Source organism: Lachnospiraceae bacterium KGMB03038 (genome assembly GCA_007361935.1).
GTDB lineage: Bacteria > Bacillota > Clostridia > Lachnospirales > Lachnospiraceae > Massilistercora.
This window is the reverse complement of sequence record CP041667.1, coordinates 1,791,534-1,816,585: the sequence shown is the minus strand read 5'-3', so window position 1 is coordinate 1,816,585 and position 25,052 is coordinate 1,791,534. Positions and strand designations below refer to the sequence as shown.

Below are 25,052 nucleotides of genomic sequence, written 5' to 3'. Positions count from 1 at the left end.
AGGTGCAGAGAGGTAAGGTATATGAAAATCAAGTTGAAAAAGAAAGACTGGGCATTGATCGTGATCATCCTCTGCGTGGCAGCGCTGGCCTTCCTTCTTCACGAAGTGATCGGCGGAAGCGGCGCCGGCAAAGTGGTAGTTAAGGTAGCGGGAGAGATCGAAGGAACTTACGATCTTTCAGAAGACCAGGAGATAGAGATCAATGGCGGAACCAATATTCTTCAGATAAAGGGTGGGAAAGCGGACATGATAGAGGCTGACTGCCCGGATCAGTTGTGCGTGCATCAGAAAGACATATCAAGAAGCCATGAATCGATCATCTGCCTTCCTAATAAAGTTACGGTGGAAATCGAGAGCGCGGAGAGCAGCGAATATGATGCGGTAGTGCAGTAGGAGGTACTGATGAAGAATAAAGTTGCCTATTTTGGCGTGTTTACGGCACTGGCGCTCATCTTCAGTTACGTGGAGTCTCTGATCCCGTTTCAATTTGGAATTCCTGGGGTGAAGCTGGGGCTGGCCAATTTGATCATTGTTATCGCACTGTATAAAATGCGGCTATTTGAAGTGTTTTTGCTTTCAATAGTCCGTATTTTACTTTCCGGTTTTATTTTTGGAAATTATTTTAGTATCCTTTACAGCCTGGCTGGCGGGCTTTTGAGTCTGGCGGTGATGGCGCTTTTGAAAAAGCTGGGCGGGTTCAGCGTGATCGGGATCAGTGTGGCGGGCGGTGTATTCCACAACGTGGGCCAGCTTCTGACCGCAATGGTGGTGGTGGAAACCTTCAGTGTGATCTATTACGTGCCGGTACTTCTGGTGGCAGGAGTGATCACAGGGTTTTTGATCGGAATCGCGGCAGGGGAAATGCTGAAGCGTCTCGTGAATATCAATTTTTATTAGGAGGAAACATGATCGAATTTATAAAAGGGGAACTTGCCGCGGTGGAAGCGGACAAGGCAGTCATAGATGTGGGAGGGGTGGGATTTGCCCTCTTTATGTCCGGGCAGGCGCTTGGCAAGATGCCGCCGGCAGGACATCAAGTGAAGATCTATACTTATTTAAATGTGAAAGAAGACGCCATGCAGTTGTATGGGTTCTTGACCAAAGACGACCTGGAAGTGTTCCGCCTTCTGATCGGCGTCAGCGGCATCGGCCCGAAAGGCGCCCTTGGGATACTGTCCGGGCTGACGCCGGACGAACTGCGTTTCGCGGTCATGTCCAATGATGTAAAAGCAATCTCGGCAGCTCCTGGAATTGGAAAGAAGACAGCGGAGAAACTGATCCTGGAGTTAAAAGATAAACTAAAGATCGAGGATGTGCTGGAACATGCGGCCCAGGAAGGAAGCGGACAGGGAGAAACGAATTCCGGCGGCGGAGAAGTGGCAGGCGAGGCAGTGCAGGCTCTGATCGCTTTGGGATATGGAAACACGGAGGCTCTGCAGGCGGTGAAGAAGGCCTATGTTTCAGAAGATATGGAAGTAGAAGAGGTGCTGAAAGCGGCTCTGAAATTTGTTGCGTTCTGAGGAGAAGCGGTAGTATTATGAGCAGAAGAATCATTACAACAGAAAATCTGGAAGAAGATATTAAGATCGAGAATCATCTGCGCCCTCAGCTTCTGGAAGATTATATCGGCCAGGAAAAGGCCAAGGAAACACTGAAGGTTTATATTCAGGCGGCCAAGGAAAGAGGCGAGGCATTGGATCATGTCTTGTTCTATGGACCGCCGGGGCTTGGAAAGACCACGCTTGCGGGGATCATTGCCAATGAAATGGATGTGAATATCAAGATCACTTCCGGGCCGGCCATTGAGAAGCCGGGGGAAATGGCGGCGATCTTAAATAATCTGCAGGAGGGGGACGTACTGTTTGTGGATGAGATCCACCGATTGAACCGCCAGGTAGAAGAAGTCCTCTATCCCGCGATGGAGGACTATGCGATCGATATCATGATCGGGAAGGGGGCCACGGCCCGATCCATCCGCTTGGATCTTCCCAAATTCACTCTGGTAGGGGCGACTACCAGGGCAGGTATGCTGACGGCGCCTCTGCGGGATCGGTTTGGCGTGGTGCATCGGCTGGAGTTCTATACCATTGACGAATTAAAGGATATTATTTTAAGATCCGCAAAAGTCCTTGAGGTTGGAATCGATGAGGCGGGAGCGTATGCCCTTGCCCGCAGGTCAAGAGGAACGCCAAGGCTTGCCAACCGGCTCCTGAAGCGGGTGCGGGATTTCGCCCAGGTTCGCTACGATGGATATATTACGGCCCAGGTGGCAGATTCGGCTTTGGATCTTCTGGATGTGGACAAATCCGGACTGGACCAGACAGACCGGGAACTTTTGGAGACCATCATCTGCAAATTCCAGGGAGGTCCTGTGGGCCTTGATACTTTGGCGGCTGCCATCGGAGAAGATGCGGGAACTATCGAGGATGTATATGAACCCTATCTTTTGAAGAACGGATATTTGCAGCGCACGCCCAGAGGCAGGGTGGCAACGGCAAAAGCCTGCGGGCATTTGGGGATTTCCCTTGAAAATGAGAAAAAATAGTTGGTTTTTGTGTAAAACTGATTTATAATAGTGTAACAGATATTAGGAAAGGTCGGGGAGACTTCTATGGCATCATCAAAAAATTTTACAGAGGTATTGATCGGCGGTAAGGTATTTACCCTGAGTGGATTTGAGAGTGAAGAGTATCTGCAGAAGGTGTCTACCTATCTGAATCATAAAATTGAGGAGTGCAGCAGCAGCGAAGGCTACCGCAAACAGAATTCGGAGACGCGAAGCGTCCTGTTGGCGCTGAATATCGCGGACGACTATTTTAAAGCAAGGAAACAAGGAGCTTCTTTGGAAACAGACATTGAGGCGAAGGATAAAGATATGTATGATCTGAAACATGAATTGATTTCTGTCCAGATCAAGTTAGAGAACGCGGAAAAAGCCATGGACCGTCTGAAGGAAGAAAACAAGGAACTTCAGATGAAAATTGTGGAACTTGAAACAGAAATGAAAAATAAAAAGAAGTAGAGGCTGTCAGAAGACAGCCTTTTTTAAAGGGATTGGATCAGATGAAAAACAAACAGGTTGAAATACTGGCTCCGGCGGGTTCTTTCCGGAGCCTGGAAGCCGCGGTGTGCGCCGGGGCGGACGCGGTATATGTGGGCGGACAAAAATTTGGCGCCAGAGCTTTTGCGGCAAATTTTGACACAGAGGAACTTCTGAAGGCAATAGATTATGTCCATCTTCATGGAAGAAAGATTTATCTGACAGTCAACACACTTCTGAAAGAAGAAGAGCTGGAGGGACTTGTGGATTATCTTTCCCCTTTCTATTTGAATGGTTTAGACGCGGTGATCGTCCAGGATGTGGGGGTACTGGATTTGATCCGGAAGGTGTTTCCGGATCTGGCAGTCCACGTCAGCACGCAGATGACGGTGACAAGCGAGGCGGGAGCAAGATTTTTCCGGGAGAAGGGCGTTACGCGCATCGTGCCTGCCAGGGAACTGAGCCTGGAGGAAATCCGGAATATGAAAGAAAAGAGCGGCCTTGAGATCGAGTGTTTCGTCCATGGAGCCATGTGCTATTGTTATTCCGGCCAGTGCCTGATGAGCAGCATGATCGGAGGAAGAAGCGGAAACCGGGGCCAATGCGCCCAGCCCTGCCGTCTGTCTTACCGGATCGGAGAAGGGAAACCTCAGGATATCTTAAGTATGAAAGATCTGTGTACCGTGGAACTGATTCCAGATCTGATCGAAGCCGGGATTGATTCCTTTAAGATCGAAGGGCGGATGAAACAGCCGGATTATGTGTATCAGGTAACACAGATGTACCGAAAGTATACGGACAGATATTTTGAAACGGGAAAAGAAAGATTCCAGGTAGAAAAGAAGGATTTGGCCGAACTGGAAGGGATTTACCAGAGAAGGGGATACTTTCAGGGATATTACCGCAGCCAGAATGGCCGGCATATGATCTCCTTTCAGCGGCCCAAGGGGACCAAAGACCAGAAGGAAGAGCTGGCTCTGCCTAAAATGCAAGAAAAAATTAATGGGATGTTAATACTTTCTGTCGGAAATCATGCTAAACTAGAACTGGATTATCAGGGGATTTCCGTGGAAATAACAGGAGAAATCGTACAGCCCGCTAAGAACCAGCCCCTTACAAGAGAACGGGTAGAAAAGCAGATGAAAAAGACGGGAGAGGAGCCCTTCTGTTTTCAGGATTTACAGATCCAACTGGAGGGAGATGTGTTTCTTCCGATGCAGGCGCTGAACACTCTGCGAAGAGAAGGGCTTGGAAAACTGAAAGAAACCCTCCTGGACGAACAGCGAAGAAAGAAAGACCAGATCATCCCATTGCAGGACTGCCATCCGGATGCATCTTTACAGACACCAGCAAGAGAAGGATTCCTGGCGCGGGTGGAGAAAGAAGACCAGCTGGAAACCGTATGGAAAGATGAAAGAGTGGGAGAGATCATCCTGGATGGAGAACTTTTATATAAATCTGGAGAATTTCTCGGAAATCTAAGGGAAAGCGGCCAGAAGCTCCTTTTTGCCATGCCGTATATTTTTCGGGATGAAGCGAGGAAGGAATTTTCTTTGCTGTATGAAAAACTGGAAGAAAACTGCGACGGGGTTTTGATCCGAAACTGGGAAAGCCGCCAGTGGCTCTTAGACCAAGGGTTTGCAAAGGAGATTTATTCCGATTACAATTTGTATGAGTTTAACTCCTGGAGTAAGAGGTTCCTGTCGGAAAACGGAATCTGTACCGGCACGGCGCCTGTGGAATTAAACAGCAAGGAACTCTCCGGTTTGGGACTGGAAAAAACCATGCTGATCGTATATGGCTATCAACCGGTAATGATCACGGCTAACTGTATCCAAAAAAACGATCGGGGCTGTGAGAAAAAGGAAGGGATTCTCTATCTGGAAGACAGACAGAAAAAGAAATTTCCAGTAAAAAAACCGCTGCAGATACTGTTATAATATCATTTATAACTGCGCGCCGCTGGCTCTCCTGGGACAGGGGGAAGAGGTGCGCAGATTAAATCCCGCGGGACTGCGGATCGATTTTACTTTTGAGACGGGAAGACAAGCTGGGGAGATCTTGGACCTTTGCGGTCAGGCGTTTGCTAAGGGAACTCATGTCCCGCCTCTGGAGATGGAATATACCAAGGGGCATTTTAAAAGAGGCGTAAAGTAGGTGGAAATTTGGTAAATATTATTATTGAGCTGTCAAAATATATCATAATCATTATGATTACGATGTATACCTTTATGTGTTTCAGTATATTCGGGTTTCAGGATCCGGATAGAAAGAAAGGAATGCTTCGAAATCAGAATATTCTGATGTTTATGATACACATCATCGCGTTTCTGATCATGTATCTGGAGACAGATGATATCCGGCTGTTAGCGTTCTATCTTATGCAAGTAGTGCTGTTTGGAGCTACTATACTTTTGTATACATTTATCTATCCTAAAGTATCCAGGCTGGTCATCAATAATATGTGTATGCTTTTGTGTATTGGTATGATCATGCTGACCAGACTGGATTATTCCAGCGCGGTAAAGCAATTTATGATCGCCGCTGGCGCGATCGCTATCAGTCTGGTGGTCCCAGTCATCATACGGAAGTTTAAGAGATTCTCGGAGTGGAGGAATTTCTACGCAATTGTGGGAATCATATCTCTGGCGGCGGTAATTGTTGTAGGGCAAGTCAGCGGCGGCGCAATGCTGGGATTTACAGTGGCAGGGATCAACGTACAGCCCTCTGAGCTGGTTAAGATCGTATTTGTATTCTTTGTCGCTTCCAGCTTTAAGATATCGCTGGAATTTAAAAACATTGTGGCCACAACGGCGCTGGCGGCCTTCCATGTGCTGATCCTGGTAGCCTCCAGGGACCTGGGAGCGGCGCTGATCATCTTTGTGGTATATCTGGTCATGCTGTATGTGGCAACCCGTCAGCCCCTTTATATTCTGGCGGGACTTGGAGCGGGAAGTGCGGCCTCGGTGATCGCTTACTATTTATTCGATCATGTAAGGGTCCGGGTCTTGGTCTGGAAGGATCCATTTGCCACCTATGATTCGGGAGGATATCAGGTGGCCCAGTCTTTGTTCGCCATCGGGACAGGAAGCTGGTTTGGGATGGGCCTTTTCCAGGGAGAGCCGGACACGATTCCGGTAGTGGTCTCGGACTTTATCTTTTCAGCCATTGCGGAAGAACTGGGATTGATCTTTGCTCTTTGTATGCTCCTGATCTGCGTCAGCTGTTATGTAATGTTTTTGAATATCGCCATGCAGCTGCATACCATGTTTTATAAATTGATTGCTTTGGGACTTGGCACCTGTTATATTTTCCAGGTATTTCTCAATGTTGGCGGAGTGACAAAGTTCATCCCGTCTACGGGAGTCACGCTTCCGCTGGTAAGTTATGGAGGAAGCTCTCTTTTAAGCACGATCATTATGTTTGGAATCATTCAAGGACTTTATATCTTACGTGAAGACGAGGAGGAAAATCTTGAAAGAAAGAAGAAGGAACGGTTACGAGCAGCGGGAAGCCGAAAAACGGGTCAGAAGAGAACAGCAAAAGCGGGAAATGTCCCGCAAAGACCGCAAAGAACTAAAGCGCCGGGAAAAGCGGCTGGCAAAGAAAAAGCGCGCCCGAAACAAAGAATTCGCTAGAGTGACTTACCTGTTTGTAGCGTTGTTCCTGGTCATGATGGGATATATGGCCTATTTCAATGTGGCAGAGAGCCAGGACCTTATACGGAGTCCCTATAACAAAAGACAGGATTCCTTTGCGGACCGGGTGGTCCGCGGTAAGATCCTGGATAAGAATGGGAATATCTTGGCGGAAACTTCTGTAGCGGAAGATGGTACCGAGACAAGAGAATATCCCTATGGAAATATGTTCGCCCATGTGGTTGGCTATTCCGTCCAAGGGAAATCAGGCATCGAGTCTTTGGCCAATTTTGAGCTCCTGACTTCCAATGCTTTCTTCCTGGAAAAGATTCAGAAGGAATTCCAAGGGGAAAAGAATGTAGGGGATAACGTGGTCACCACTCTTGACGCGACTCTTCAGGAGGCGGCGTATGACGCTCTGGGGAATCAAAAAGGCGCAGTGGTAGTGATGGAGCCTTCTACCGGGAAAGTACTGGCGATGGTATCTAAACCAGATTTTTCGCCTGGAGATGTGGCGGAAAATTGGGAAAGTCTTAATTCTAATGAAGACAGCGTGCTTTTAAACCGCGCTACCCAAGGGCAGTATGCGCCCGGATCCAGTTTCAAAATTGTGACGGCGCTGGAATATATGAGAGAAAATTCGAATTATGATTCTTATTCTTATGACTGTAACGGCGAGATCCAGACAGGAGATACAACGATCCATTGTTATGGAGGGGCCGTCCACGGAGAAGTAGACCTAAGAGACAGTCTGGCTCATTCCTGCAACACCTCCTTTTCCAATATCGGGGTATCGCTGGATATTAATAGTTTCCGGAACACGGCGGAGGATCTTCTGTTCAACTCAGATCTTCCCTGTGATCTGCCATATAATAAGAGCAGCTTTACACTGACAGAGGAAGATGGAGATGCCGCGAGAATGATGACGGCTATGGGACAGGGTGAGACCCAGGTGAGTCCTTATCATATGGCGCTGATCACCTCCGCTATCGCCAATGGAGGAACCTTGATGAACCCTTATCTGATCGACTCTATTACAAACTACACAGGGACGGTGATCGAAGAGTATCAGCCGGAAGAGTACGGCCAACTGATGACTTCTGGGGAAGCGGCTCAGCTCAAAGACTACATGACCAGCGTGGTGGAATACGGAACAGCTTCTGTCTTAAGCGGGCAGAGTTATACGGCAGCCGGAAAAACAGGTACCGCGGAGTACAGTTCTGATAAAGAGAAGGATCACTCCTGGTTTGTAGGAATGTCTAATGTAGATGACCCGGATCTGGTAGTCAGCGTGATCATCGAATCTGCGGACGGACGGGCAAGGGCCGTGAATGTTGCTAAGGAAATCTTTGACGCCTATTATTGATCATGGTGAGAAAATTATGAGGTATTACCGACATCTATATCTGTCAGAAGGACTGGAAAAAAAGAAAGACAAAATTATCCGCCGGTTAGAAGAAGACCGCTTCCAGCCGGGGATTCATCTTGTGACTCTGGCGGAAGGAAAAGGAAAGCAGCTGGAAATCTTTTCCAGTCTGCTTTTTCTGCAGCCATCCTATCCAAAGAAATCGCTTTTTGTAGTAGGTCTTGCAAAAGACTATGAGGATGCGCTGGAATTAGTAGAAAAAATAGTCCGGGAAGTGTATAATGAGACAAAAGGTACGGATATCCGGTCCTATATCTTAGACAAGGAGCAGGAAGAATGAGATGCTGCATATTTTGTTGTTGATCTTAAAAATCATAGGTATCATAATCGCTGTCATACTGGGAATACTGGTATTACTGATCGGGATCATTCTTTTTGTTCCTATCCGATACGAAGCGTCCGCCCGATGCGAAGGGTCTGCGGATACACTGCGGGCCAAAGCGGCAGCCTCCTGGCTGTTTGGTCTGATCCGGGCAGACGGGTATTATAAAAATGGGGAAACAGTCTGGAGATTAAGAGCTGCCTGGAAAAAGGCTGGAAGCAAAGGAACAGAAAAGAAAAAGCAGGCCGATGGGAAGCCGGAAGAGAAAGTGAGGAAAGGGAATGAAGAGTTTAAAAAAAGCACGGAAGAAATTCAAGCGGTTAAAACAACTCAAGAGACTGAAACAGCTCAAGAAACTGAAACAGCTCAAAAAACTGAAACGGTCCAAAATACTCAGGAGTACAAGGAAGAAGCTGAAAAGAAAGCTGAGGACATGGAAGCGGCAAAGCCGGAACGGGAAGAAACTTCTGGCGAAAGGAAGCGTTCTTTTCCGGCAAAAATAAAAGCCTGGTTTTATAAGATCAAATGTACATTCTCAGGTTTTTGTGATAAGATAAAACTGCTGAGGGAGAAAAAGGACAAGGTTCTGGATTTTCTTCAAAATGAGGTCCATAAAGACGCGTTTGGACGGCTGAAGCGGGAAACCCTGAAGCTGTTGCGGGGACTTAAGCCAAGGAAAGCGTCTATACAAGTAGTCTATGGATTTGAGGATCCCTGCGCAACGGGGCAGGTTCTGGCGGCTTTAAGCATGATCTATCCTTTTATTGGCGGGTACACCAATATTATCCCGGATTTTGAGCGGAAAGTCCTGGAAGGCAAGGCATGGGTCAAAGGAAAGGCAAGGCTCTGGCATGCGGCGGCTTTTGCCTGGAAGCTGGCCTGGAGCCGGAATGTAAGAGAGACTTATCGGGATTTTAAAAATTTTGAGTGGTAGATACAGGAGGAATCGAACATATGGCAGACAATAATTTTAAGGGTACAGTGGAAGCGCTGTTTCACGGCATGGACGGCGTGATCACATCTAAAACGGTGGTTGGCGACGCGATCCATATTGATGATACGATCATCCTTCCTCTGGTTGACGTTTCTTTCGCTGTGGGCGCGGGAGCCTTTAATGGAGAACAGAAAGAACGGGGAGCGGGCGGTATTGGAGGAAAGATGACCCCCTGCGCGGTATTGGTGATCCAGAATGGCAAGACCCGTCTTGTGAATATTAAGAATCAGGATACGATGACGAAAATTTTGGATATGATTCCGGATGTGGTAGATAAATTTGGAACGAAAAAAGAAGATTCCATGACAGAGCAGGATGTAATGGATATTTTGGAGGAAGAATAAAGGAATCTTAAGAAAGAGCGGCGCATAGAATAGAGCGAAAAGATCTGCAGGGGGGCAGTTTGTGAGACGGATCATCGGATTTGCCCTGTTTTGGGTAGCTGTAGGGATCATTCTGGCGCTGATACTGCCAAATACATTCGTGGAGGTTCTATGCATTTTGCTGTGTGTATTGGCGGGCTATAATTTATTTTGCTGTAAATGATGATAAATTCTGAAATAACACTTGCATTTTTAAAATCGTTCTGTTAAAATAATCATTGTTGCGAGTCTGTAAAGGCTTATTATGAGCGTTAGGAGGTGTAGTCATGGCTAAATGTGCTATTTGTCAGAAGGGTGCTCATTTCGGAAATCATGTGAGCCATTCTCATAGAAGGACACCTAAGATGTGGAAATCAAATGTAAAATCTGTACGTGTAAAGACAGAGAACGGTGCTACAAAGAAGATGTATGTTTGCACTTCCTGCTTAAGATCCGGCAAAGTGGAGCGTGCATAGTCAAAAGACACAAAAGCAATTAAAAACTCAGATTTCAATTTTGGAATCTGGGTTTTTTGTGTCCTAGGAAATCTTGTAATATAAGAAGAAACGGGGTATAATAGTAACACTAAACTGGTATACGCAAAAAGATATCCTAGTTGAAGAAGTGGAGGGTTAGAATATGAAGGGTTGTATAAGCACTGACCTTGGTATCATTACGGTAGATCCTGAAGTAGTGGCAAAATATGCGGGAACCGTGGCAGTGGAGTGTTTTGGGATCGTCGGTATGGCCGCGGTAAATGTTAAAGACGGCCTGGTCCACCTGCTGAAGAGGGAGAGCCTTACCAGAGGAATCCAGGTCAGCATATCGGATGAAAATCATATCACATTGGATTTCCATATCATTGTCGCCTATGGAGTAAGTATTTCCGCGGTGACGGAGAATCTGATCAGCAACGTGAAATATAAGGTGGAAGAATTCTCCGGAATGCCGGTGGATAAGATCAATATCTATATCGAAGGCGTCAGGGTCATCGATTAGTTTAAGGAGGAACATAGGAAGTGGCTACAAAAACAATTAGTGTGGAAATGCTTGCGAAAATGTTTTTAGCGGGCGCACAGAATATTGAATCCAAGAAGGAATTTATCAATGAACTGAATGTCTTTCCGGTACCGGACGGCGATACAGGAACCAATATGTCGCTGACGATCATGTCTGCGGCAAAAGAAGTGACCGCATTGAAAGATTATACAATGAAAGATCTTGCCAAAGCGATCTCTTCCGGGTCTCTGCGGGGAGCCAGGGGGAACTCCGGTGTGATCTTGTCTCAGCTCCTTCGGGGATTTACCAAGTCCATACGCGAAGAAAAAGAGATTGATGCGGCAGGTCTGGCGGCCGCCTGCGCAAGAGCCAGGGATACGGCTTATAAGGCAGTCATGAAACCCAAGGAAGGGACAATCCTTACGGTCGCCAGCGGGATCGCGGAGAAAGCGGCAGAGATGGCTCTGGAAACGGATGATCTGGAAGTGTTTATTCCTGCAGTGATCGAACATGCTGAGGAAGTACTTGCTAAGACTCCAGAAATGCTTCCGGTACTGAAAGAAGCGGGCGTGGTAGATTCCGGCGGGCAGGGGCTTCTGGAAGTGATCCGGGGAGCCTATGATGCGTTCCTGGGTAAGGAGATCGATTACAGCGCCCTTTCATCCGGCGCGGCGGCAGGCGGCGTAAAAACGGCGGCGCCTCAGGAAACGGCGGATATCAAATTTGGATACTGTACAGAGTTTATCATTCTTACTGAGAAAGAATTTACAGAAAAAGACGAAAAAGAATTAAAATCATATCTGTCCTCCATAGGAGATTCTATTGTCTGCGTGGCGGATGAAGATGTTGTGAAGATCCATGTGCATACGAATCATCCAGGACTTGCCTTTGAAAAAGGTCTGACTTATGGACAGCTTTCCCGCATGAAAGTAGACAATATGAGGGAAGAACACCAGGAAAAGCTGATCCGGGAGGCGGAGAAGGTGGCTGCCCAGGAAGCTGCAAAGCAGAAGAAGGAAGAGCCCAGGAAGCCAATGGGATTCATTGTGGTATCCATTGGCGAGGGAATGAACGAGATCTTCCGGGAACTGGGAGCGGATCATATCATTGAAGGCGGCCAGACCATGAATCCCAGCACGGAAGATATGCTGAACGCGGTAGACCAGGTGAATGCGGATACCATTTTTATCCTTCCTAATAATAAGAATATCGTCCTTGCGGCAAACCAGGCAAAAGCCCTGGTAAAGGATAAGGAGATCATTGTGATCCCCACGAAGACAGTTCCACAGGGAATCACGGCGATCATCAACTTTATGCCGGAGTCTTCCGCCAAGGAAAACGAAGAGATCATGCTGGAAGAGATCCAGCACGTGAAGTCCGGTCAGGTGACTTACGCGGTGCGGGATACCTGTATCGATGATAAGGAGATCCATGAGGGAGATATTATGGGTATCGGAGATAAGGGCATTTTGTCTGTGGGAACCGAGATCGAAGAGACCGCGAAGGATATGCTTTCCCAGCTGGTAGATGAGGAGTCGGAATTGATCAGTCTGTATTACGGTGAGGAAGTAAAGGAAGAAGAGGCGGAAAAGTTCACGCAGGAGATAACAGAACTCTATCCGGATGTGGATGTGGACGTACACTGCGGTGGGCAGCCGATCTACTATTATATTCTGGCGGTTGAGTAATAGAGACTCCAGACATTGGACTGTAAGAACGAAAGAATTAAGGCCGGCAGGCAGAAGCGCCTGGCGGAATAGGATAAAAGAACATCAGGATGCCCCGGCAGTTAAATGACGCCGGGGCATCCGGCGGATATGGGCAGATAGAGACAGCAGTGAGGTGCGGATCATGACAGAAGGAACACCGATCCGGGAGATCAAAGGGATTGGGGAGAAAACAGAAAAGCTATTTGAAAAACTGAATATCCATACGGCCGGGGAGCTGCTCCGGTATTATCCCAGAGGTTATGATGTCTACGACGAGATCGTTCCTATCAGCCAGGCGGCGGAAGGAGAAGTGGTGACGGTTTCCGGGATGATCTACGGGAGGGTGCAGGTATCGGGGAACCGTCGATTACCCGTAACCAGCCTTTACGTGAAGGATCTGACCGGGACTATGAAAGCAGTCTGGTTCCGCATGCCATTTCTTAGGAATACATTGGCCGGCGGAGGACCTGTGACGCTTCGGGGACGGGCGGCAAGGAGAAGGAATGAGCTGGTCATGGAACAGCCGGAGATCTTTTATCCGCCGGAGAAATACGAAGAAAAATCAGGAACACTTCAGCCCCTCTATGGATTGACCAAAGGATTGACCAATAACACAGTTTCCAAGGCGGTGGGACAGGTTCTGAAAAACTTGGATCTTTCCAGAGAAGTCCTGCCGGAGAGATTGCGGCTGAAATACGGGCTTGCGGAATATAATTATGCCTTGAGAGGCATTCATTTTCCGGAGGATAAGGAAGTATATTTTCACGCCAGAAAGCGATTGGTGTTTGAAGAATTCTTGGCTTTTATCCTGTCTCTTCGCAGATTAAAGGACAGCAATGAGCGGATGAACAATGAATACGTGATGGACCGGGATCCGAGGGTGGAAAAACTGATCGGAGAGCTTCCTTACGCGTTGACGGGGGCGCAGAGAAAGGTCTGGGATGAGATCGCAGAAGATCTGGGCTCAGAGACAGCCATGTCCCGGCTGGTTCAGGGAGACGTAGGATCAGGGAAAACCATTGTTGCGGTACTGGCGCTTTTGAATACGGCTTTGCATGGGTATCAGGCGGCTATGATGGCCCCCACGGAAGTGCTGGCCAGACAGCATTATGAGTCCATTACCAAATTGTTCCAGGAGAACGGGATATCTGTGAAGGTGGAGCTTTTGACCGGATCCATGACGGTCAAAGAGAAGCGGAGAGCTTATGACCGGATCGAGTGCGGTTACGCCAAGATCATCATCGGCACTCATGCCCTGATCCAGGGAGCGGTCAATTACGATTGCCTGGCCCTGGTCATTACCGATGAGCAGCATCGGTTTGGGGTAAAACAGCGGGAGGCATTTGCGGGAAAGGGCGGTATGCCCCATGTGCTGGTCATGAGCGCTACGCCGATTCCCCGGACGCTGGCGATCATTTTGTATGGGGATCTGGATATTTCCGTGATCGACGAGCTTCCAGCCAACCGGCTGCCTATCAAAAATTGCGTGGTAGATACCAGTTACCGGAAGACGGCTTATGAATTTATGAAAAAAGAGATTAAAGCAGGGCGTCAGTGCTACGTGATCTGTCCAATGGTGGAAGAAAGCGAACAGATGGAGGCGGAAAATGTCCAGGACTATACCGCAATGCTCCGCGAGGAGATGGGGCCTGACATTCAGGTCGCCTGCCTGCATGGGAAAATGAAGCCGGCAGTGAAAGATGAGATTATGGATGCGTTTGGGCAAAACGAGACCCAGATCCTGGTTTCAACGACTGTGATCGAGGTAGGCATCGATGTGCCAAACGCTACGGTCATGATGATCGAAAACGCGGAACGGTTCGGCCTGGCTCAGCTCCACCAGCTCAGGGGCCGGGTGGGAAGAGGAAAACATCAGTCCTACTGTATTTTCATGAGCGGGTCAAAATCAAAAGAGACAAAGGAGCGTCTGAAGATCCTGCGGGATACCAATGACGGTTTCAAGATCGCCAGCGAAGACTTAAGACTTCGAGGACCGGGAGATCTGTTTGGAATCCGGCAGAGCGGCCTGCTGAATTTTCGGTTGGGAGACGTATTCCAGGACGCCAAGATCCTGCAAATGGCAAACGAGGCTGCAGATGAAATAATCAAAAACGATGAAACATGGGTGAAAAATCTTCCAGAATATGAAGGAACTGACAGTGTAATAATTTAAAACCTCCATATACTATGGTTGTAACACAAAGGGAAGAGTTGTTACAAAGATACAAGAAGGAGGAATATAACAATGGCAAGTCGTTCATCTAACAAGGCAGCCGTACCTGAAGCAAAAGGTGCATTAGACAAGTTCAAATACGAGGTTGCAAACGAGTTAGGAGTACCGTTGACAGAAGGTTATAACGGAGACCTGACATCCAGACAGAATGGTTCCGTTGGCGGTTATATGGTTAAGAAAATGATCGAACAGCAGGAAAAACAGATGGCTGGGAAATAATGAATGAAAAATGAAAAAGGGGACGTAGTAAATCGAAGCTTTACTACGTCCCCTTTTTCATTTTGCGGTGTACCAAACTGTAAAGAAGGGTGTACCAAAATGAACAGCGGGGTGTACCTAGTTGTTTTTTTCCTTGTTTTTCCAGGCCCCCAGAATATATAGAAGCGGGAAAATGAATTCTATGATCGTGATGATTTGAAGGACGATTCCGATGGAAGGGACGACGCTGCTTATAGTGGTAATTAGGTTGAGTGATTGAAGAATGTAGTTAGATAGAACGGAAATGATCTGCAATAGAAGCAGGAAAAATCCCCATTTTAAGCAGCAATTTGCTCTAGAACTATTGGAGCTGTAGAGCTTGGCACGGTCTCCTGCCAACAGATAGAGAATTCCGCCTGCAAGAGTAAACAATTGACAAAGGAAAAGCACGAGCTTTTCTCCAGACATTGTTTTCAAGACCCAGATTTCTCCGCCTGCAAGAGAACCGATGATTAGTCCTGCGACATTCAAAAAACTGATTAGAGCAAAGAACCCTCCAACGATGTGGTAATACCAACCGGAGATCCGCAATAGACGCCGGCCGGCGGGAAGCGAGATTTGACCGGAAGCCAGAAGCAGGTCATCGCAGAAAGAAAGAGGAGCTTTTCCCAGAGTTCCAGGAAAAGATTCTTGACGCATTTCTGCTTCCTCAGCCATCCCAATCAGATCTTGGCGAATTAATTCCACATGATATTCATCCAGTGGAAAAGTACGGATATAGCGGAACATTTTCTCAAGAATCCGCCGATTTTTAGCCGTGAGTCTAGATTGAAGAGAGAAATTTTCTGATTTCAATGTCTCTAGAGAAAGATTTGAATTTGTCATAATTCATTCCTCCATTTCAAAAATCTGATTGATCGAATTTACAACCTGGCGCCAACAGTGCTTAAATTCATCCAAATACAATCGGCCGTCTTTTGTGATTGAGTAATATTTTCTGCGCGGCCCTAAAGGAGAGGGACGGAATTCAGAAGAAATAATCCCCTTATTTTCTAGGCGCAGAAGAAGAGGATAAATTGTACCTTCGCGAACATCTTCAAAACCGTAGGACTGCAATTTAGATACGATCTCATATCCATACGTAGTATTAAGAGAAAGAATCTGCAGAATGCAGCCCTCCAAAGTCCCGCGCAGCAATTGAGATTTGTCGTACATTTAAAATCACCTACTTTGCACTACATAGTAGTAATCTTAACTATATTGTAACACAAAGTAGAAAGAAGTCAATTGAAAAAAGAAAAAAGGTACAGGGTAAAATGCAATTTGGTACACCCTGATTTACATTTGGGTACAGGGCAAAAGTTAATTTGAGACGTAGTAAATTGAAAAGATGCTACGTCCTCAATTGACTTTTTCCAGTCAAGTCCTTATAATAAACGCAAAATATCATATTTTACAAGGGGTTTTATGAGAGTTATTGCAGGTTCTGCCAGAAGATTACAATTGAAAACGTTGGATGGTTTTGAGACCAGGCCGACTACGGATCGGATCAAGGAGACGCTTTTTAATATGCTGACTCCTTATCTTTACGATTGCATTTTTCTGGATCTTTTTGCCGGAAGCGGGGGAATCGGAATCGAGGCTTTGAGCCGGGGAGCTATGAAGGCTTATTTTGTGGACAAGAATCCGAAGGCTATGGCTTGTATCAAAGAGAATCTTGCCCATACCAAGCTTGCCCATAAAGCGGAGACAATGCCGGTGGATGCCATGACGGCTCTTCGCAGGCTGGAAGGTAATCAGCAGTTTGATTTTATCTTTATGGACCCGCCCTACGGGAAAGAATTGGAGAGGGAAGCCCTGGAATACCTGGCCGGATCTGAGCTTTTGGCGGAGGAAGGCGTGATCATTGTGGAGGCGGCCAAGGAGACGAATTTTGATTATCTGGAAGATCTTGGTTTTGCCGTCATTAAAAATAAGATTTATAAAACCAATAAGCACGTATTTATTGAGCCAAGGGGGAGGCAGACAGTATGTTAAGAGGAATCTATCCGGGCAGCTTTGATCCGGTTACCTATGGACATCTGGATATTATTAAACGTTCCTGTCAGATGGTGGACGAATTAATTGTCGGAGTATTGTATAATAAGGCAAAAATGCCGTTGTTTTCGGTAGAGGAACGTGTTAGAATGTTAGAAGAAGCTACAAAAGACTTACCAAAAGTTAAAGTTGTTCCATTTGAGGGATTATTGGTGGAATTTGCCAGAAAAATGGAAGCCAGGATGGTGGTTAGAGGTCTGCGGGCGATCACAGATTTTGAGTATGAACTGCAGATGGCACAGACCAACCATAAACTGGAGCCGTCCATTGAGACGGTGTTCCTGACTACAAGACTGGAGTATTCATATTTAAGTTCCACCATTGTAAAAGAGGTGGCAGCTTTTGGAGGGGATATTTCTCAGTTCGTACCTGAAATTGTGGAAAAAAGGGTGCGGGAGAAAATAAGAGAAAAAGGAGAGTGTAAATGATGAGCAGCCGTATTGAACAGATCATCGAAGAAATTGAGGAGTATATTGACAGTTGTAAATTTCAGCCTTTGTCTACCACTAAGATTATTGTCAATAAGGATCAGATGGACGAGCTTCTGCGTGAACTGCGCATGAAGACGCCGGATGAGATCAAGAGATATCAGAAGATCATCGCAAATAAGGACGCTATCCTGGCAGACGCCCAGGCGAAAGCGGATAGTATGATCGAAGAAGCTCAGATTCAGACAAATGAGCTGGTCAGCGAGCATGAGATCATGCAGCAGGCTTACGCGCAGGCAAATGAGATTGTGACCGCGGCAACAGATCAGGCGCAGGAGATCTTGGACAACGCTACCAGGGATGCCAACGATATCCGTATTGGCGCTATGCAGTATACAGACGATCTTCTCGCGAATGCCGAGAGCATCATCGGACATACGCTGGACAGCTACACCACCAAATACGATGGATTGGTGAATTCTCTTCAGGAGTGTTATGACATGGTCCGCAATAATCGGTCGGAATTGGAGATCCCGGATCAGTCCTCACAGGGATTAGAGGCGGAATATGGAAATCCAGAGCCAGAAGACCAGGAAGAGGAGTTCGAGGTGGATGAGGAGGATCTTCTCTAAAGTGAATTAGGAAAGCAAATAGAGAATATATTTACGATCCCAGCGGGAAAAGTAAAAGATAGAAAAAAGCGATCAAGCTGGTCACCAACATGGTGACCAGCTTTTGTACGATATAAGAGGAAATAGATAGACCGCTTTCTTGGATCATGCATTGGGTCTGGGCGACAGAACACCATCCGCCGAAAGAAGCAAGAGACATACATAGGATGAATTTGGCGGGGAAGGAGAAGCCTGTATCGCTGATCAATACAATACCATTTGTGATCTCCAGAGATGACAGGATCATCTGGAAGAAAGGGGCGTCATGGAAAGGCAGAAGCCCGAAGAGCTCTATGCAGATGGAAAACAGCATAATATATCCCCCGATTTTTGTGATCGCCTCAAAACCATCCATGATGCAATTGTCTAAAAGGCTGGATTGTCTGGAAGCGTTGTGATCAGTCCGATCACCATCGGAAGAAGTAAGAGCAGGACAGAGAACGTCAGAAGAATGACGTTCGCGGAGATAGACTTTGCGCGCAAGATTCCCGCGGAAAAGGAAACTGCAGGCAATCGCCGAGATCCATAAGATTCCAAGAGCAGGCAGGGCAAGTGCAGGTCGTTTTAAATTCTGGGCGGCCACAAAACTTACTACAAACATAGGGCTTGTATTATTGCAGAAAGAAAGGAGATACGCTCCTTCTGCCTTTGTGATCCGTCCAGAGCGAATAAGGTCAGAGGCAGTCTTGCCTCCCATAGGATATCCGCAGAAAAATCCGGCTAAAACTGTATAGGCCCCATAGTCTGAGACTTGCAGGAATGGACGCAGAAAGAAGCCGGCGCCCCGGCTGACCGCATGGACTGCCTGGGTGTTGAGCAAAAGATTGGAAAGGATCAAAAAAGGAAGAAGGGTGGGGAGAACCGTGTTGAACCAGAGAAGCAGGCCATCCTTCGCGCCTTGGAAAACAGGTTGGGGGAACAGGAACATAAGAAGGAAAAAAAGAATCGGTGTCCACAGGTAAAAGAGCCGTTTCATAGAAGCCGCCGCCGGAAAGATTCTTGATTTATTCTATGGAAGCGGTTGAAATTTTATGATTCCAGTTTCATAATAGAGAATAGAAAATGAAACCAGCACTTAGGGGATAAATGCTGGAATCAAAAGAAAAGAGGTAAGGAAACATGGCAGTATTAAACCAGGTAAAACCAGAAAAAGTCTTCCATTTTTTCGAAGAGTTGTGTCAGATCCCTCACGGGACCTTTGATACAAAGCGGATCAGTGATTACTGTGTGGCGTTTGCGAAGGAACGGGGACTGGAAGTACAGCAGGATGAGGCGAATGATGTGATCATCAAGAAGCCTGGGACTAAAGGGTATGAAGACAGCGAGCCAGTGATCCTTCAAGGACATTTGGATATGGTCTGCGAGAAGACGCCGGATTCCGACCATGATTTTAAAACCGATGGACTGGACTTGTATGTGGAAGACGGATATGTGAAAGCCAAAGGGACCACGCTTGGCGGAGACGATGGCATCGCGATCGCGATGGCCATGGCGGTCCTGGACAGCAGCGACATTCCCCACCCACCGATCGAGGCCGTATTCACAGTAGATGAAGAAACCGGAATGGGCGGCGCGGAAGCCGTAGATCTGTCAGGTTTGAAGGGAAAGAAGCTTTTAAACATCGATTCCGAGGAAGAAGGCGTCCTGACTTCTGGATGCGCGGGAGGAATCGTGTTCGAGACGAAAATCCCGGTGGAAAGAGAGGACCGTACCGGAACCAAGATCCGAGTTAAAGTCCATGGACTTCTGGGCGGCCATTCAGGAAACGAGATCCACAGACAGCGCGGAAACGCCCATAAAATGATGGGAAGACTTCTGTACAGGATCCAGCAGGAGGTTCCGATCAGCTTGATCTCCATCAACGGAGGGTCCAAAGATAACGTGATCGCTTCGGAATCGGAAGCGGTATTTCTGGCGGAGCCGGAGAAGGAAGCCAGGATCTTGGAGATGATCGGCGAGATGAAGGAAATCTGGCTGCAGGAATTTATGGGAGAGGAACCCACTCTGGAAGTAACCTATGGAGCAGAGGGAACTGCAAGGGAAGCGGTTATGACAAAAGAAAGCGCGGAACATGTGATCATGTATTTGATGCTTTGTCCAGATGGGCTTCAGGAATACAGCAGGAAACTGAAGGGCCTGGCAGAGACTTCTTTAAATATCGGCGTGGCAGAGACCTCAGAGGATACCGTCCGGACGGTCCATCTGATCCGCAGTTCTGTAGAAAGCAGAAAACAGCAGCTTCGGGAACAATTGGAGCAGTGCGGCAAAGCCGCAGGCGGAACCACCCGGACCATCAGCCAGTATCCCGCATGGCAGTTTGATCCGGATTCTGAACTTCGGAAAGTCATGGTGGATATTTACACGAGAATGTTCGGAAAAGAGCCGGTGGTGTCGGCAGTTCACGCAGGATTGGAGTGCGGCCTGTTCCTTGGCAAACGCCCGGATCTGGACTGCGTATCCTTTGGCCCAAATATCCTGGATATCCACTCCTTTAACGAGAAGCTGGATATTGCTTCCACAGAGCGTACCTGGGAATTTTTGAAAGAAATCTTAAAAGAATTAAAATAGAAATGAAAAAGGAAAGGGACGAAAAGCCGTATCTATGGCTTTTCGTCCCTTTCTTCATTACATTCAGGAAGTTATTCCGCCAGGTCTTCCCACTGCTCATAGAGATCTGCCAGTTCTGCTTCGATTTGAGCTTTTTCCCCGGCCAGCTCCTGGCATTTGACAGAGTTGGTATAGACTTCTTCCTCCGTCATAAGCTGGTCGATGGCGGCGCTTCGTTCTTCCAATTCCTCGATCCGTGCTTCTGTACGTTTTAAGTCATTGGCGCGTTTGCGCTGTCTGGCTTGCGCTTCTTTTTGCTCCTGCCAGCTCTGCTTTGTACTGGAACCAGACATTTCCTGGGAAGCGGATGAATCCGATGAAGCAGTGGTGTACGCGGCCGTCAGTTCTTCCTTTTTCTCCAGATAATAATCGTAGTTTCCAATATAGTTGACAAACTGATGGTTGACCAGCTCCAAGATCCGCGTGGCGGTCTGGTTGATAAAATACCGGTCATGGGAGACATAGAGCACCGTTCCGGTATAGTCGTTTAAGGCCCGCTCCAAGATTTCCTTGGAGGTAATATCCAGGTGGTTGGTAGGCTCGTCCAGGATCAGGAAATTAGCCTCGGAAAGCATAAGTTTGGCAAGAGAGACCCGGCCCCGTTCCCCGCCGCTTAAATCCTGGATCCGCTTAAACACATCGTCTCCAGTAAAGAGGAACGCGGCCAGCATGTTGCGGATCTGAGTATTGGTAAGGGAAGGATAGTCATCGGAAATCTCTTCAAAGATCGTCTTTTCCATGTGCAGCACATGATGCTCCTGGTCATAATAGCCGATATGGACATTGGTCCCAAGAGAAAAACTTCCCGAATCCGGGGAGATCACCTGATTCAAAATCTTTAAAAGTGTAGTCTTTCCCGTGCCATTGTCGCCGATCACAGCCACATGTTCGCCGCGGCGGATCTGGAAGCTGACATCGTGAAATAAAGTCTGTGGGGGGAAAGATTTACTTAAGCGCTCTACAGAAAGTACATCGTTTCCGCTCTGACAGGAGGGTTCCAGCTTTAAGTGGATCTCCGTTTCCTGCGTGACTGGTTTCTCCACCAACTTGATCTTTTCCAACATTTTCTCCCGGCTCTCTGCCCGCTTGATGGATTTCTCCCGGTTAAAAGAGCGGAGTTTTTCAATGACAGCTTCCTGATGGCGGATTTCCTGCTGCTGATTCAGGTATTCTTTTAATTTCGCTTCCTGGATCTGTTTTTTCTTATTGGAATAATCGGTGTAATTGCCAAGATAAGTATTCAGTTCTCCGTGTTCGATCTCTACCACTTTCGTGACCACCCGGTTCAGGAAATACCGGTCGTGGGAGACGATCAGGACGGCTCCCGGATAATTTAAGAGATAGGTTTCCAGCCAGGTAATAGAATTCAGGTCTAAGTGGTTGGTAGGCTCGTCCAAAAGCAGGACGTCCGGCTTTTTTAAAAGGAGTTTTCCCAGTGAGACACGGGTTTTCTGGCCGCCGGAAAGGGTATCTACGGTTTTTGTAAACTCTGATTCCTGGAAACCAAGACCTTTCAAAACGCCTGTGATCTCACTTTCACAGGCATAACCGTTTTCTGCTTCAAAAAGAGTGGTCAGGCGGTGATAGGTTTCCATCTGTTCCTGAAGCCGTTCCCCCTGGAGGTGTGGCATCTCACGTTCGATCTCCCGGATGCGCCGTTCGATTTCAAAGATTTCCGCCTTGGCAGTCCGGACCTCTTCGTAGATGGTATGGGTACTGTTCATTTCCTGATGCTGGGCCAGATAACCAAGGGTTTTGTCCTTGGACAGCGTAACAGTTCCATTATCCGGGGCAAGTTCGCCGACGATCATTTTGAGCAAAGTCGTCTTGCCCGCCCCGTTTGGTCCTACCAGGGCGGTTTTTTCATGTTCTTCTATGTGAAAGGAGCCGTTTTTTACAATGATTTCTTCTCCAAATGCTTTTTCAATTGCGTGACATGCCAGTATCATAAGTTCCTCCAAATTTATAACATACGTCTTCATTATAGCGGAAATAGGACAAAAAACAACTAAAAGTTTGACTTTGCAGGCACAATTTTATATAATAATTTCTAGAATATAACAGGAAGGTGAAGAGAGTGGAAGGCAGAGAGATTTCGCAGGCGGTGATCCGCAGGCTTCCAAGATACTACAGATATTTAGGAGAGCTGCTGGAAAATGGTGTAGAACGAATTTCCTCCAATGACCTGAGTAAACGGATGAAAGTGACCGCATCTCAGATCAGGCAGGATTTGAATAATTTTGGCGGATTTGGACAGCAGGGCTATGGGTATAATGTCAAATATTTATATACGGAAATTGGGAAAATCCTGGGACTGGAAGAAGATCATAATATGATCATCATCGGAGCAGGAAATCTGGGACAGGCTCTTGCCAATTACGCGGCGTTTGAAAAACGGGGATTCATTCTGAAAGGGATCTTTGATGTGAATCCAAGACTGCAGGGAGTTTCTATCCGAGGAGTACCGATTCGCATGATGGATGAATTGAAAGAATTCGTTCAGAAGAATGAGGTAGATATCGCGGCCCTTACGATCCCAAAAGATAAAGCGATTGAAGTGGCGGATATGCTGGTGGAAAATGGCGTGCGCGCCATCTGGAATTTTGCCCATACGGATCTGAATCTTCCGGAAAATATCATTGTAGAGAATGTACATTTGTCTGAAAGTCTGATGCAGTTGTCTTATAATATCAGCAGGTACAATAAGGAACATAAATAAAATAGAAAACGGCGTGCGGCGGTGAGCGTGTTCTGGCAGGCTTATCTTCGCACGTTCTTTCTATATGAATAGAGGTGTGAAGAAATGGAATATCTGCCAGGCGGCGGCCAGATGAAAGAGGCTGACCAGTATACGATACAGACGCTGGGGATCCCCTCTTTGGAATTGATGGAACGGGCGGCCGGGGAATGTGTCTGTTTCATGGAAGAGAAAGGCCTGGATCTATCTTCTGTCTGCGTCGTGTGCGGCTCCGGCAACAATGGAGGAGATGGATTCGCTGTTGCCAGACTTCTCCTTGGAAAGGGAGAAAAGGTCACGGCAGTAATGATTGGAAACAGATCTTCTGCTACAAAGGAAACCGCGTTTCAGATGGAACAGTTTGAAAAAGCAGGGGGCGTTATCAGTGACGAATATAAAGCGGATGAATATAGTATCATAGTAGATGGTATTTTTGGAGTGGGGTTAAGCCGGAAGATCGAGGGCAGATACGCGGGAGTGATCGAGAAGATGAACCAATCTTCCGGTGTGAAAGTGGCCATCGACATCCCTTCCGGCGTATCCGCGGACACGGGCCGCGTCTTGGGCTGCGCGTTTCGAGCGGATTATACGGTGACTTTTCAGGCAAGAAAGATTGGACTTCTCTTATATCCAGGCAAGGAGTATGCGGGAAATGTGGAAAAAAGAGAGATTGGGATAAGCGAACTGCCATTGGAACAGAATCCACATACAGCTATTGCCTTGTCAGAGAAGGATTATGCCTCGCTGCTTCCAGAACGTCCTGGGGACTCTCACAAGGGGACTTACGGGAAACTGCTGGTGATCGCTGGAAGCAAAGGAATGAGCGGAGCCGCCTACCTTAACGCGTATGCGGCCTACACAGCAGGAGCGGGGCTGGTCCAGATCTATACGCCGGAAGAAAACCGGCCGATCCTGCAGCAGCTTCTGCCGGAAGCCATTATCCGGCCCTATGAAGTCTGCCGGGAAGAAGAGTTAAAAGAACTGCTTGGATGGGCGACGGTAGTGCTTGCCGGCTCCGGGCTTGGAAAGGGAGAAAACGCCAGGAAGATCATGGAGATCCTGCTCCGGGAAGGAAGGGTACCTACTGTAGTTGACGCGGATGGGCTGAACTTGATCGCGGAGCGGCCAGAATTGATGAAAAAAAGAAAGCATAAAGACTATATCTTTACCCCCCATATGAAAGAAATGGAGCGGCTTTGCGGCAAACCGGCAGCGGAGATCAAAGCCAACCGCCTCTTGGAGCTTGAAAAATATGTGGAAAAGGAAGACCTGACCTGTGTATTGAAGGATTCCAGGACAGCGGTCCAAAGCGGGAAAGGAAGAGCCTGCCTGAACCTGACGGGAAGCAGCGCCATGGCGAAGGCGGGAGCGGGAGACGTACTTGCGGGGATCATCGCCGGTCTTCTGGCCCAGGGGATGACTTGCGAGAACGCGGCCCGGCTGGGCGTGTATCTGCACGGAAGAGCTGGTGAAAAAGCTGGAGAAGAATTGGGAATCTACAGCGTACTGGCGCGGGATCTGATCCGTCAATTAGGTCCGGCGCTGAAAGAGATAGAGAAGATCAAGAAGATCAATCAGATAAAGTAAGGAG

At 47.5% G+C, this 25,052-nt stretch carries 25 protein-coding genes and 1 pseudogene; 22 read left to right on the top strand and 4 right to left on the bottom strand.

The window, feature by feature from the left end; all coding sequences use genetic code 11:
• The first annotated feature begins 21 nt into the window (after positions 1-21).
• The 16 genes and pseudogenes from FND36_08745 to FND36_08670 all read left to right on the top strand — a co-directional run bounded on the left by FND36_08745 (position 22) and on the right by FND36_08670 (position 14,942).
• Positions 22-393 carry a NusG domain II-containing protein gene (locus FND36_08745; protein QDW74107.1) on the top strand — a complete coding sequence of 124 codons (372 nt, stop codon included), beginning with the start codon at positions 22-24 and terminating at the stop codon, positions 391-393.
• 9 nt (positions 394-402) lie between these two features.
• Positions 403-897, top strand: a complete 495-nt coding sequence (locus tag FND36_08740; GenBank protein QDW74106.1) for a Gx transporter family protein — start codon at positions 403-405, stop codon at positions 895-897.
• Between the two features lie 8 nt (positions 898-905).
• On the top strand, positions 906-1,520 hold the full coding sequence (gene ruvA, locus FND36_08735; protein ID QDW74105.1) for a Holliday junction branch migration protein RuvA: 615 nt from the start codon (positions 906-908) through the stop codon (positions 1,518-1,520).
• Positions 1,521-1,537: 17 nt separating this feature from the next.
• Positions 1,538-2,545: a Holliday junction branch migration DNA helicase RuvB gene (ruvB, locus tag FND36_08730; GenBank protein ID QDW74104.1), complete on the top strand. Its 1,008-nt coding sequence runs from the start codon at positions 1,538-1,540 to the stop codon at positions 2,543-2,545.
• Positions 2,546-2,611: 66 nt separating this feature from the next.
• Positions 2,612-3,022, top strand: a complete 411-nt coding sequence (gene zapA / locus FND36_08725; GenBank protein ID QDW74103.1) for a cell division protein ZapA — start codon at positions 2,612-2,614, stop codon at positions 3,020-3,022.
• A 41-nt stretch (positions 3,023-3,063) separates the two neighbouring features.
• Positions 3,064-5,197 (top strand): annotated as a pseudogene (locus tag FND36_08720) (U32 family peptidase).
• An 8-nt stretch (positions 5,198-5,205) separates the two neighbouring features.
• Complete coding sequence (locus FND36_08715; GenBank protein QDW74102.1) at positions 5,206-6,678, top strand: FtsW/RodA/SpoVE family cell cycle protein; 1,473 nt, start codon at positions 5,206-5,208, stop codon at positions 6,676-6,678.
• Positions 6,679-6,715: 37 nt separating this feature from the next.
• Positions 6,716-8,044, top strand: coding sequence for a penicillin-binding protein 2 (locus tag FND36_08710; GenBank protein ID QDW75591.1), 1,329 nt, complete (start codon positions 6,716-6,718; stop codon positions 8,042-8,044).
• Positions 8,045-8,060: 16 nt separating this feature from the next.
• Positions 8,061-8,384: a hypothetical protein gene (locus tag FND36_08705; GenBank protein ID QDW74101.1), complete on the top strand. Its 324-nt coding sequence runs from the start codon at positions 8,061-8,063 to the stop codon at positions 8,382-8,384.
• A 1-nt stretch (position 8,385) separates the two neighbouring features.
• Positions 8,386-9,360 carry a DUF2953 domain-containing protein gene (locus FND36_08700; GenBank protein ID QDW74100.1) on the top strand — a complete coding sequence of 325 codons (975 nt, stop codon included), beginning with the start codon at positions 8,386-8,388 and terminating at the stop codon, positions 9,358-9,360.
• Between the two features lie 20 nt (positions 9,361-9,380).
• The gene (locus FND36_08695; GenBank protein QDW74099.1) at positions 9,381-9,764 is read left to right on the top strand and encodes a sporulation protein; all 384 of its coding nucleotides are present in this window, start codon (positions 9,381-9,383) and stop codon (positions 9,762-9,764) included.
• Between the two features lie 305 nt (positions 9,765-10,069).
• Positions 10,070-10,258: a 50S ribosomal protein L28 gene (gene rpmB / locus FND36_08690; protein ID QDW74098.1), complete on the top strand. Its 189-nt coding sequence runs from the start codon at positions 10,070-10,072 to the stop codon at positions 10,256-10,258.
• Positions 10,259-10,421: 163 nt separating this feature from the next.
• Positions 10,422-10,781 (top strand): Asp23/Gls24 family envelope stress response protein, encoded by a 360-nt coding sequence (locus FND36_08685; GenBank protein ID QDW74097.1) that lies wholly within the window; start codon positions 10,422-10,424, stop codon positions 10,779-10,781.
• Between the two features lie 20 nt (positions 10,782-10,801).
• Positions 10,802-12,469, top strand: a complete 1,668-nt coding sequence (locus FND36_08680) for a DAK2 domain-containing protein (protein ID QDW74096.1) — start codon at positions 10,802-10,804, stop codon at positions 12,467-12,469.
• A 163-nt stretch (positions 12,470-12,632) separates the two neighbouring features.
• On the top strand, positions 12,633-14,663 hold the full coding sequence (gene recG / locus FND36_08675) for an ATP-dependent DNA helicase RecG (GenBank protein QDW74095.1): 2,031 nt from the start codon (positions 12,633-12,635) through the stop codon (positions 14,661-14,663).
• Between the two features lie 72 nt (positions 14,664-14,735).
• Positions 14,736-14,942 (top strand): alpha/beta-type small acid-soluble spore protein, encoded by a 207-nt coding sequence (locus FND36_08670; protein QDW74094.1) that lies wholly within the window; start codon positions 14,736-14,738, stop codon positions 14,940-14,942.
• A gap of 117 nt (positions 14,943-15,059) precedes the next feature.
• Here the strand turns inward: FND36_08670 and FND36_08665 are convergent, their stop codons facing one another.
• Both FND36_08665 and FND36_08660 read right to left on the bottom strand, forming a co-directional pair.
• A complete protein-coding gene (locus tag FND36_08665; protein QDW74093.1) occupies positions 15,060-15,806 on the bottom strand; it encodes a hypothetical protein in 747 nt (248 codons plus the stop codon).
• Between the two features lie 3 nt (positions 15,807-15,809).
• On the bottom strand, positions 15,810-16,136 hold the full coding sequence (locus FND36_08660; GenBank protein QDW74092.1) for a PadR family transcriptional regulator: 327 nt from the start codon (positions 16,134-16,136) through the stop codon (positions 15,810-15,812).
• A gap of 252 nt (positions 16,137-16,388) precedes the next feature.
• On the opposite strand from FND36_08660, the gene rsmD reads away from it, so the two are divergent.
• Genes rsmD through FND36_08645 form a run of 3 tightly spaced genes read left to right on the top strand, consistent with a single transcriptional unit; the run spans position 16,389 to position 18,078 of the window.
• The gene (rsmD, locus tag FND36_08655; GenBank protein QDW74091.1) at positions 16,389-16,958 is read left to right on the top strand and encodes a 16S rRNA (guanine(966)-N(2))-methyltransferase RsmD; all 570 of its coding nucleotides are present in this window, start codon (positions 16,389-16,391) and stop codon (positions 16,956-16,958) included.
• Positions 16,952-17,446: a pantetheine-phosphate adenylyltransferase gene (gene coaD / locus FND36_08650; GenBank protein ID QDW74090.1), complete on the top strand. Its 495-nt coding sequence runs from the start codon at positions 16,952-16,954 to the stop codon at positions 17,444-17,446. The genes rsmD and coaD overlap by 7 nt, the downstream gene beginning before the upstream one ends.
• Positions 17,446-18,078: an ATPase gene (locus FND36_08645; protein QDW75590.1), complete on the top strand. Its 633-nt coding sequence runs from the start codon at positions 17,446-17,448 to the stop codon at positions 18,076-18,078. Before coaD ends, FND36_08645 begins: the two co-directional genes overlap by 1 nt.
• A 31-nt stretch (positions 18,079-18,109) precedes the next feature.
• Here FND36_08645 and FND36_08640 read toward each other — a convergent pair whose 3' ends face one another.
• A complete protein-coding gene (locus FND36_08640; protein ID QDW74089.1) occupies positions 18,110-19,093 on the bottom strand; it encodes a transporter in 984 nt (327 codons plus the stop codon).
• Positions 19,094-19,236: 143 nt separating this feature from the next.
• Here FND36_08640 and FND36_08635 point away from each other — a divergent pair, with 143 nt between their 5' ends.
• Positions 19,237-20,685, top strand: a complete 1,449-nt coding sequence (locus FND36_08635; GenBank protein ID QDW74088.1) for an aminoacyl-histidine dipeptidase — start codon at positions 19,237-19,239, stop codon at positions 20,683-20,685.
• 71 nt (positions 20,686-20,756) lie between these two features.
• Here FND36_08635 and FND36_08630 read toward each other — a convergent pair whose 3' ends face one another.
• Entirely contained in the window at positions 20,757-22,673 is a 1,917-nt protein-coding gene (locus FND36_08630) for an ABC-F family ATP-binding cassette domain-containing protein (protein QDW74087.1), read from the bottom strand.
• 128 nt (positions 22,674-22,801) lie between these two features.
• On the opposite strand from FND36_08630, the gene FND36_08625 reads away from it, so the two are divergent.
• A complete protein-coding gene (locus FND36_08625; protein ID QDW74086.1) occupies positions 22,802-23,443 on the top strand; it encodes a redox-sensing transcriptional repressor Rex in 642 nt (213 codons plus the stop codon).
• An 84-nt stretch (positions 23,444-23,527) separates the two neighbouring features.
• On the top strand, positions 23,528-25,048 hold the full coding sequence (locus FND36_08620; protein ID QDW74085.1) for an NAD(P)H-hydrate dehydratase: 1,521 nt from the start codon (positions 23,528-23,530) through the stop codon (positions 25,046-25,048).
• Positions 25,049-25,052 lie beyond the last annotated feature (4 nt).

Bases quoted from the DNA above. Each gene is read 5' to 3' on its own strand.
- FND36_08745 (QDW74107.1), top strand. From the start codon at position 22: ATGAAAATCAAGTTGAAAAAGAAAGACTGGGCATTGATCGTGATCATC.
- FND36_08740 (QDW74106.1), top strand. From the start codon at position 403: ATGAAGAATAAAGTTGCCTATTTTGGCGTGTTTACGGCACTGGCGCTC.
- ruvA (QDW74105.1), top strand. From the start codon at position 906: ATGATCGAATTTATAAAAGGGGAACTTGCCGCGGTGGAAGCGGACAAG.
- ruvB (QDW74104.1), top strand. From the start codon at position 1,538: ATGAGCAGAAGAATCATTACAACAGAAAATCTGGAAGAAGATATTAAG.
- zapA (QDW74103.1), top strand. From the start codon at position 2,612: ATGGCATCATCAAAAAATTTTACAGAGGTATTGATCGGCGGTAAGGTA.
- FND36_08710 (QDW75591.1), top strand. From the start codon at position 6,716: ATGGGATATATGGCCTATTTCAATGTGGCAGAGAGCCAGGACCTTATA.
- FND36_08705 (QDW74101.1), top strand. From the start codon at position 8,061: ATGAGGTATTACCGACATCTATATCTGTCAGAAGGACTGGAAAAAAAG.
- FND36_08700 (QDW74100.1), top strand. From the start codon at position 8,386: ATGCTGCATATTTTGTTGTTGATCTTAAAAATCATAGGTATCATAATC.
- FND36_08695 (QDW74099.1), top strand. From the start codon at position 9,381: ATGGCAGACAATAATTTTAAGGGTACAGTGGAAGCGCTGTTTCACGGC.
- rpmB (QDW74098.1), top strand. From the start codon at position 10,070: ATGGCTAAATGTGCTATTTGTCAGAAGGGTGCTCATTTCGGAAATCAT.
- FND36_08685 (QDW74097.1), top strand. From the start codon at position 10,422: ATGAAGGGTTGTATAAGCACTGACCTTGGTATCATTACGGTAGATCCT.
- recG (QDW74095.1), top strand. From the start codon at position 12,633: ATGACAGAAGGAACACCGATCCGGGAGATCAAAGGGATTGGGGAGAAA.
- FND36_08670 (QDW74094.1), top strand. From the start codon at position 14,736: ATGGCAAGTCGTTCATCTAACAAGGCAGCCGTACCTGAAGCAAAAGGT.
- FND36_08665 (QDW74093.1), bottom strand. From the start codon at position 15,806: ATGACAAATTCAAATCTTTCTCTAGAGACATTGAAATCAGAAAATTTC.
- FND36_08660 (QDW74092.1), bottom strand. From the start codon at position 16,136: ATGTACGACAAATCTCAATTGCTGCGCGGGACTTTGGAGGGCTGCATT.
- rsmD (QDW74091.1), top strand. From the start codon at position 16,389: ATGAGAGTTATTGCAGGTTCTGCCAGAAGATTACAATTGAAAACGTTG.
- coaD (QDW74090.1), top strand. From the start codon at position 16,952: ATGTTAAGAGGAATCTATCCGGGCAGCTTTGATCCGGTTACCTATGGA.
- FND36_08645 (QDW75590.1), top strand. From the start codon at position 17,446: ATGAGCAGCCGTATTGAACAGATCATCGAAGAAATTGAGGAGTATATT.
- FND36_08640 (QDW74089.1), bottom strand. From the start codon at position 19,093: ATGAAACGGCTCTTTTACCTGTGGACACCGATTCTTTTTTTCCTTCTT.
- FND36_08635 (QDW74088.1), top strand. From the start codon at position 19,237: ATGGCAGTATTAAACCAGGTAAAACCAGAAAAAGTCTTCCATTTTTTC.
- FND36_08630 (QDW74087.1), bottom strand. From the start codon at position 22,673: ATGATACTGGCATGTCACGCAATTGAAAAAGCATTTGGAGAAGAAATC.
- FND36_08620 (QDW74085.1), top strand. From the start codon at position 23,528: ATGGAATATCTGCCAGGCGGCGGCCAGATGAAAGAGGCTGACCAGTAT.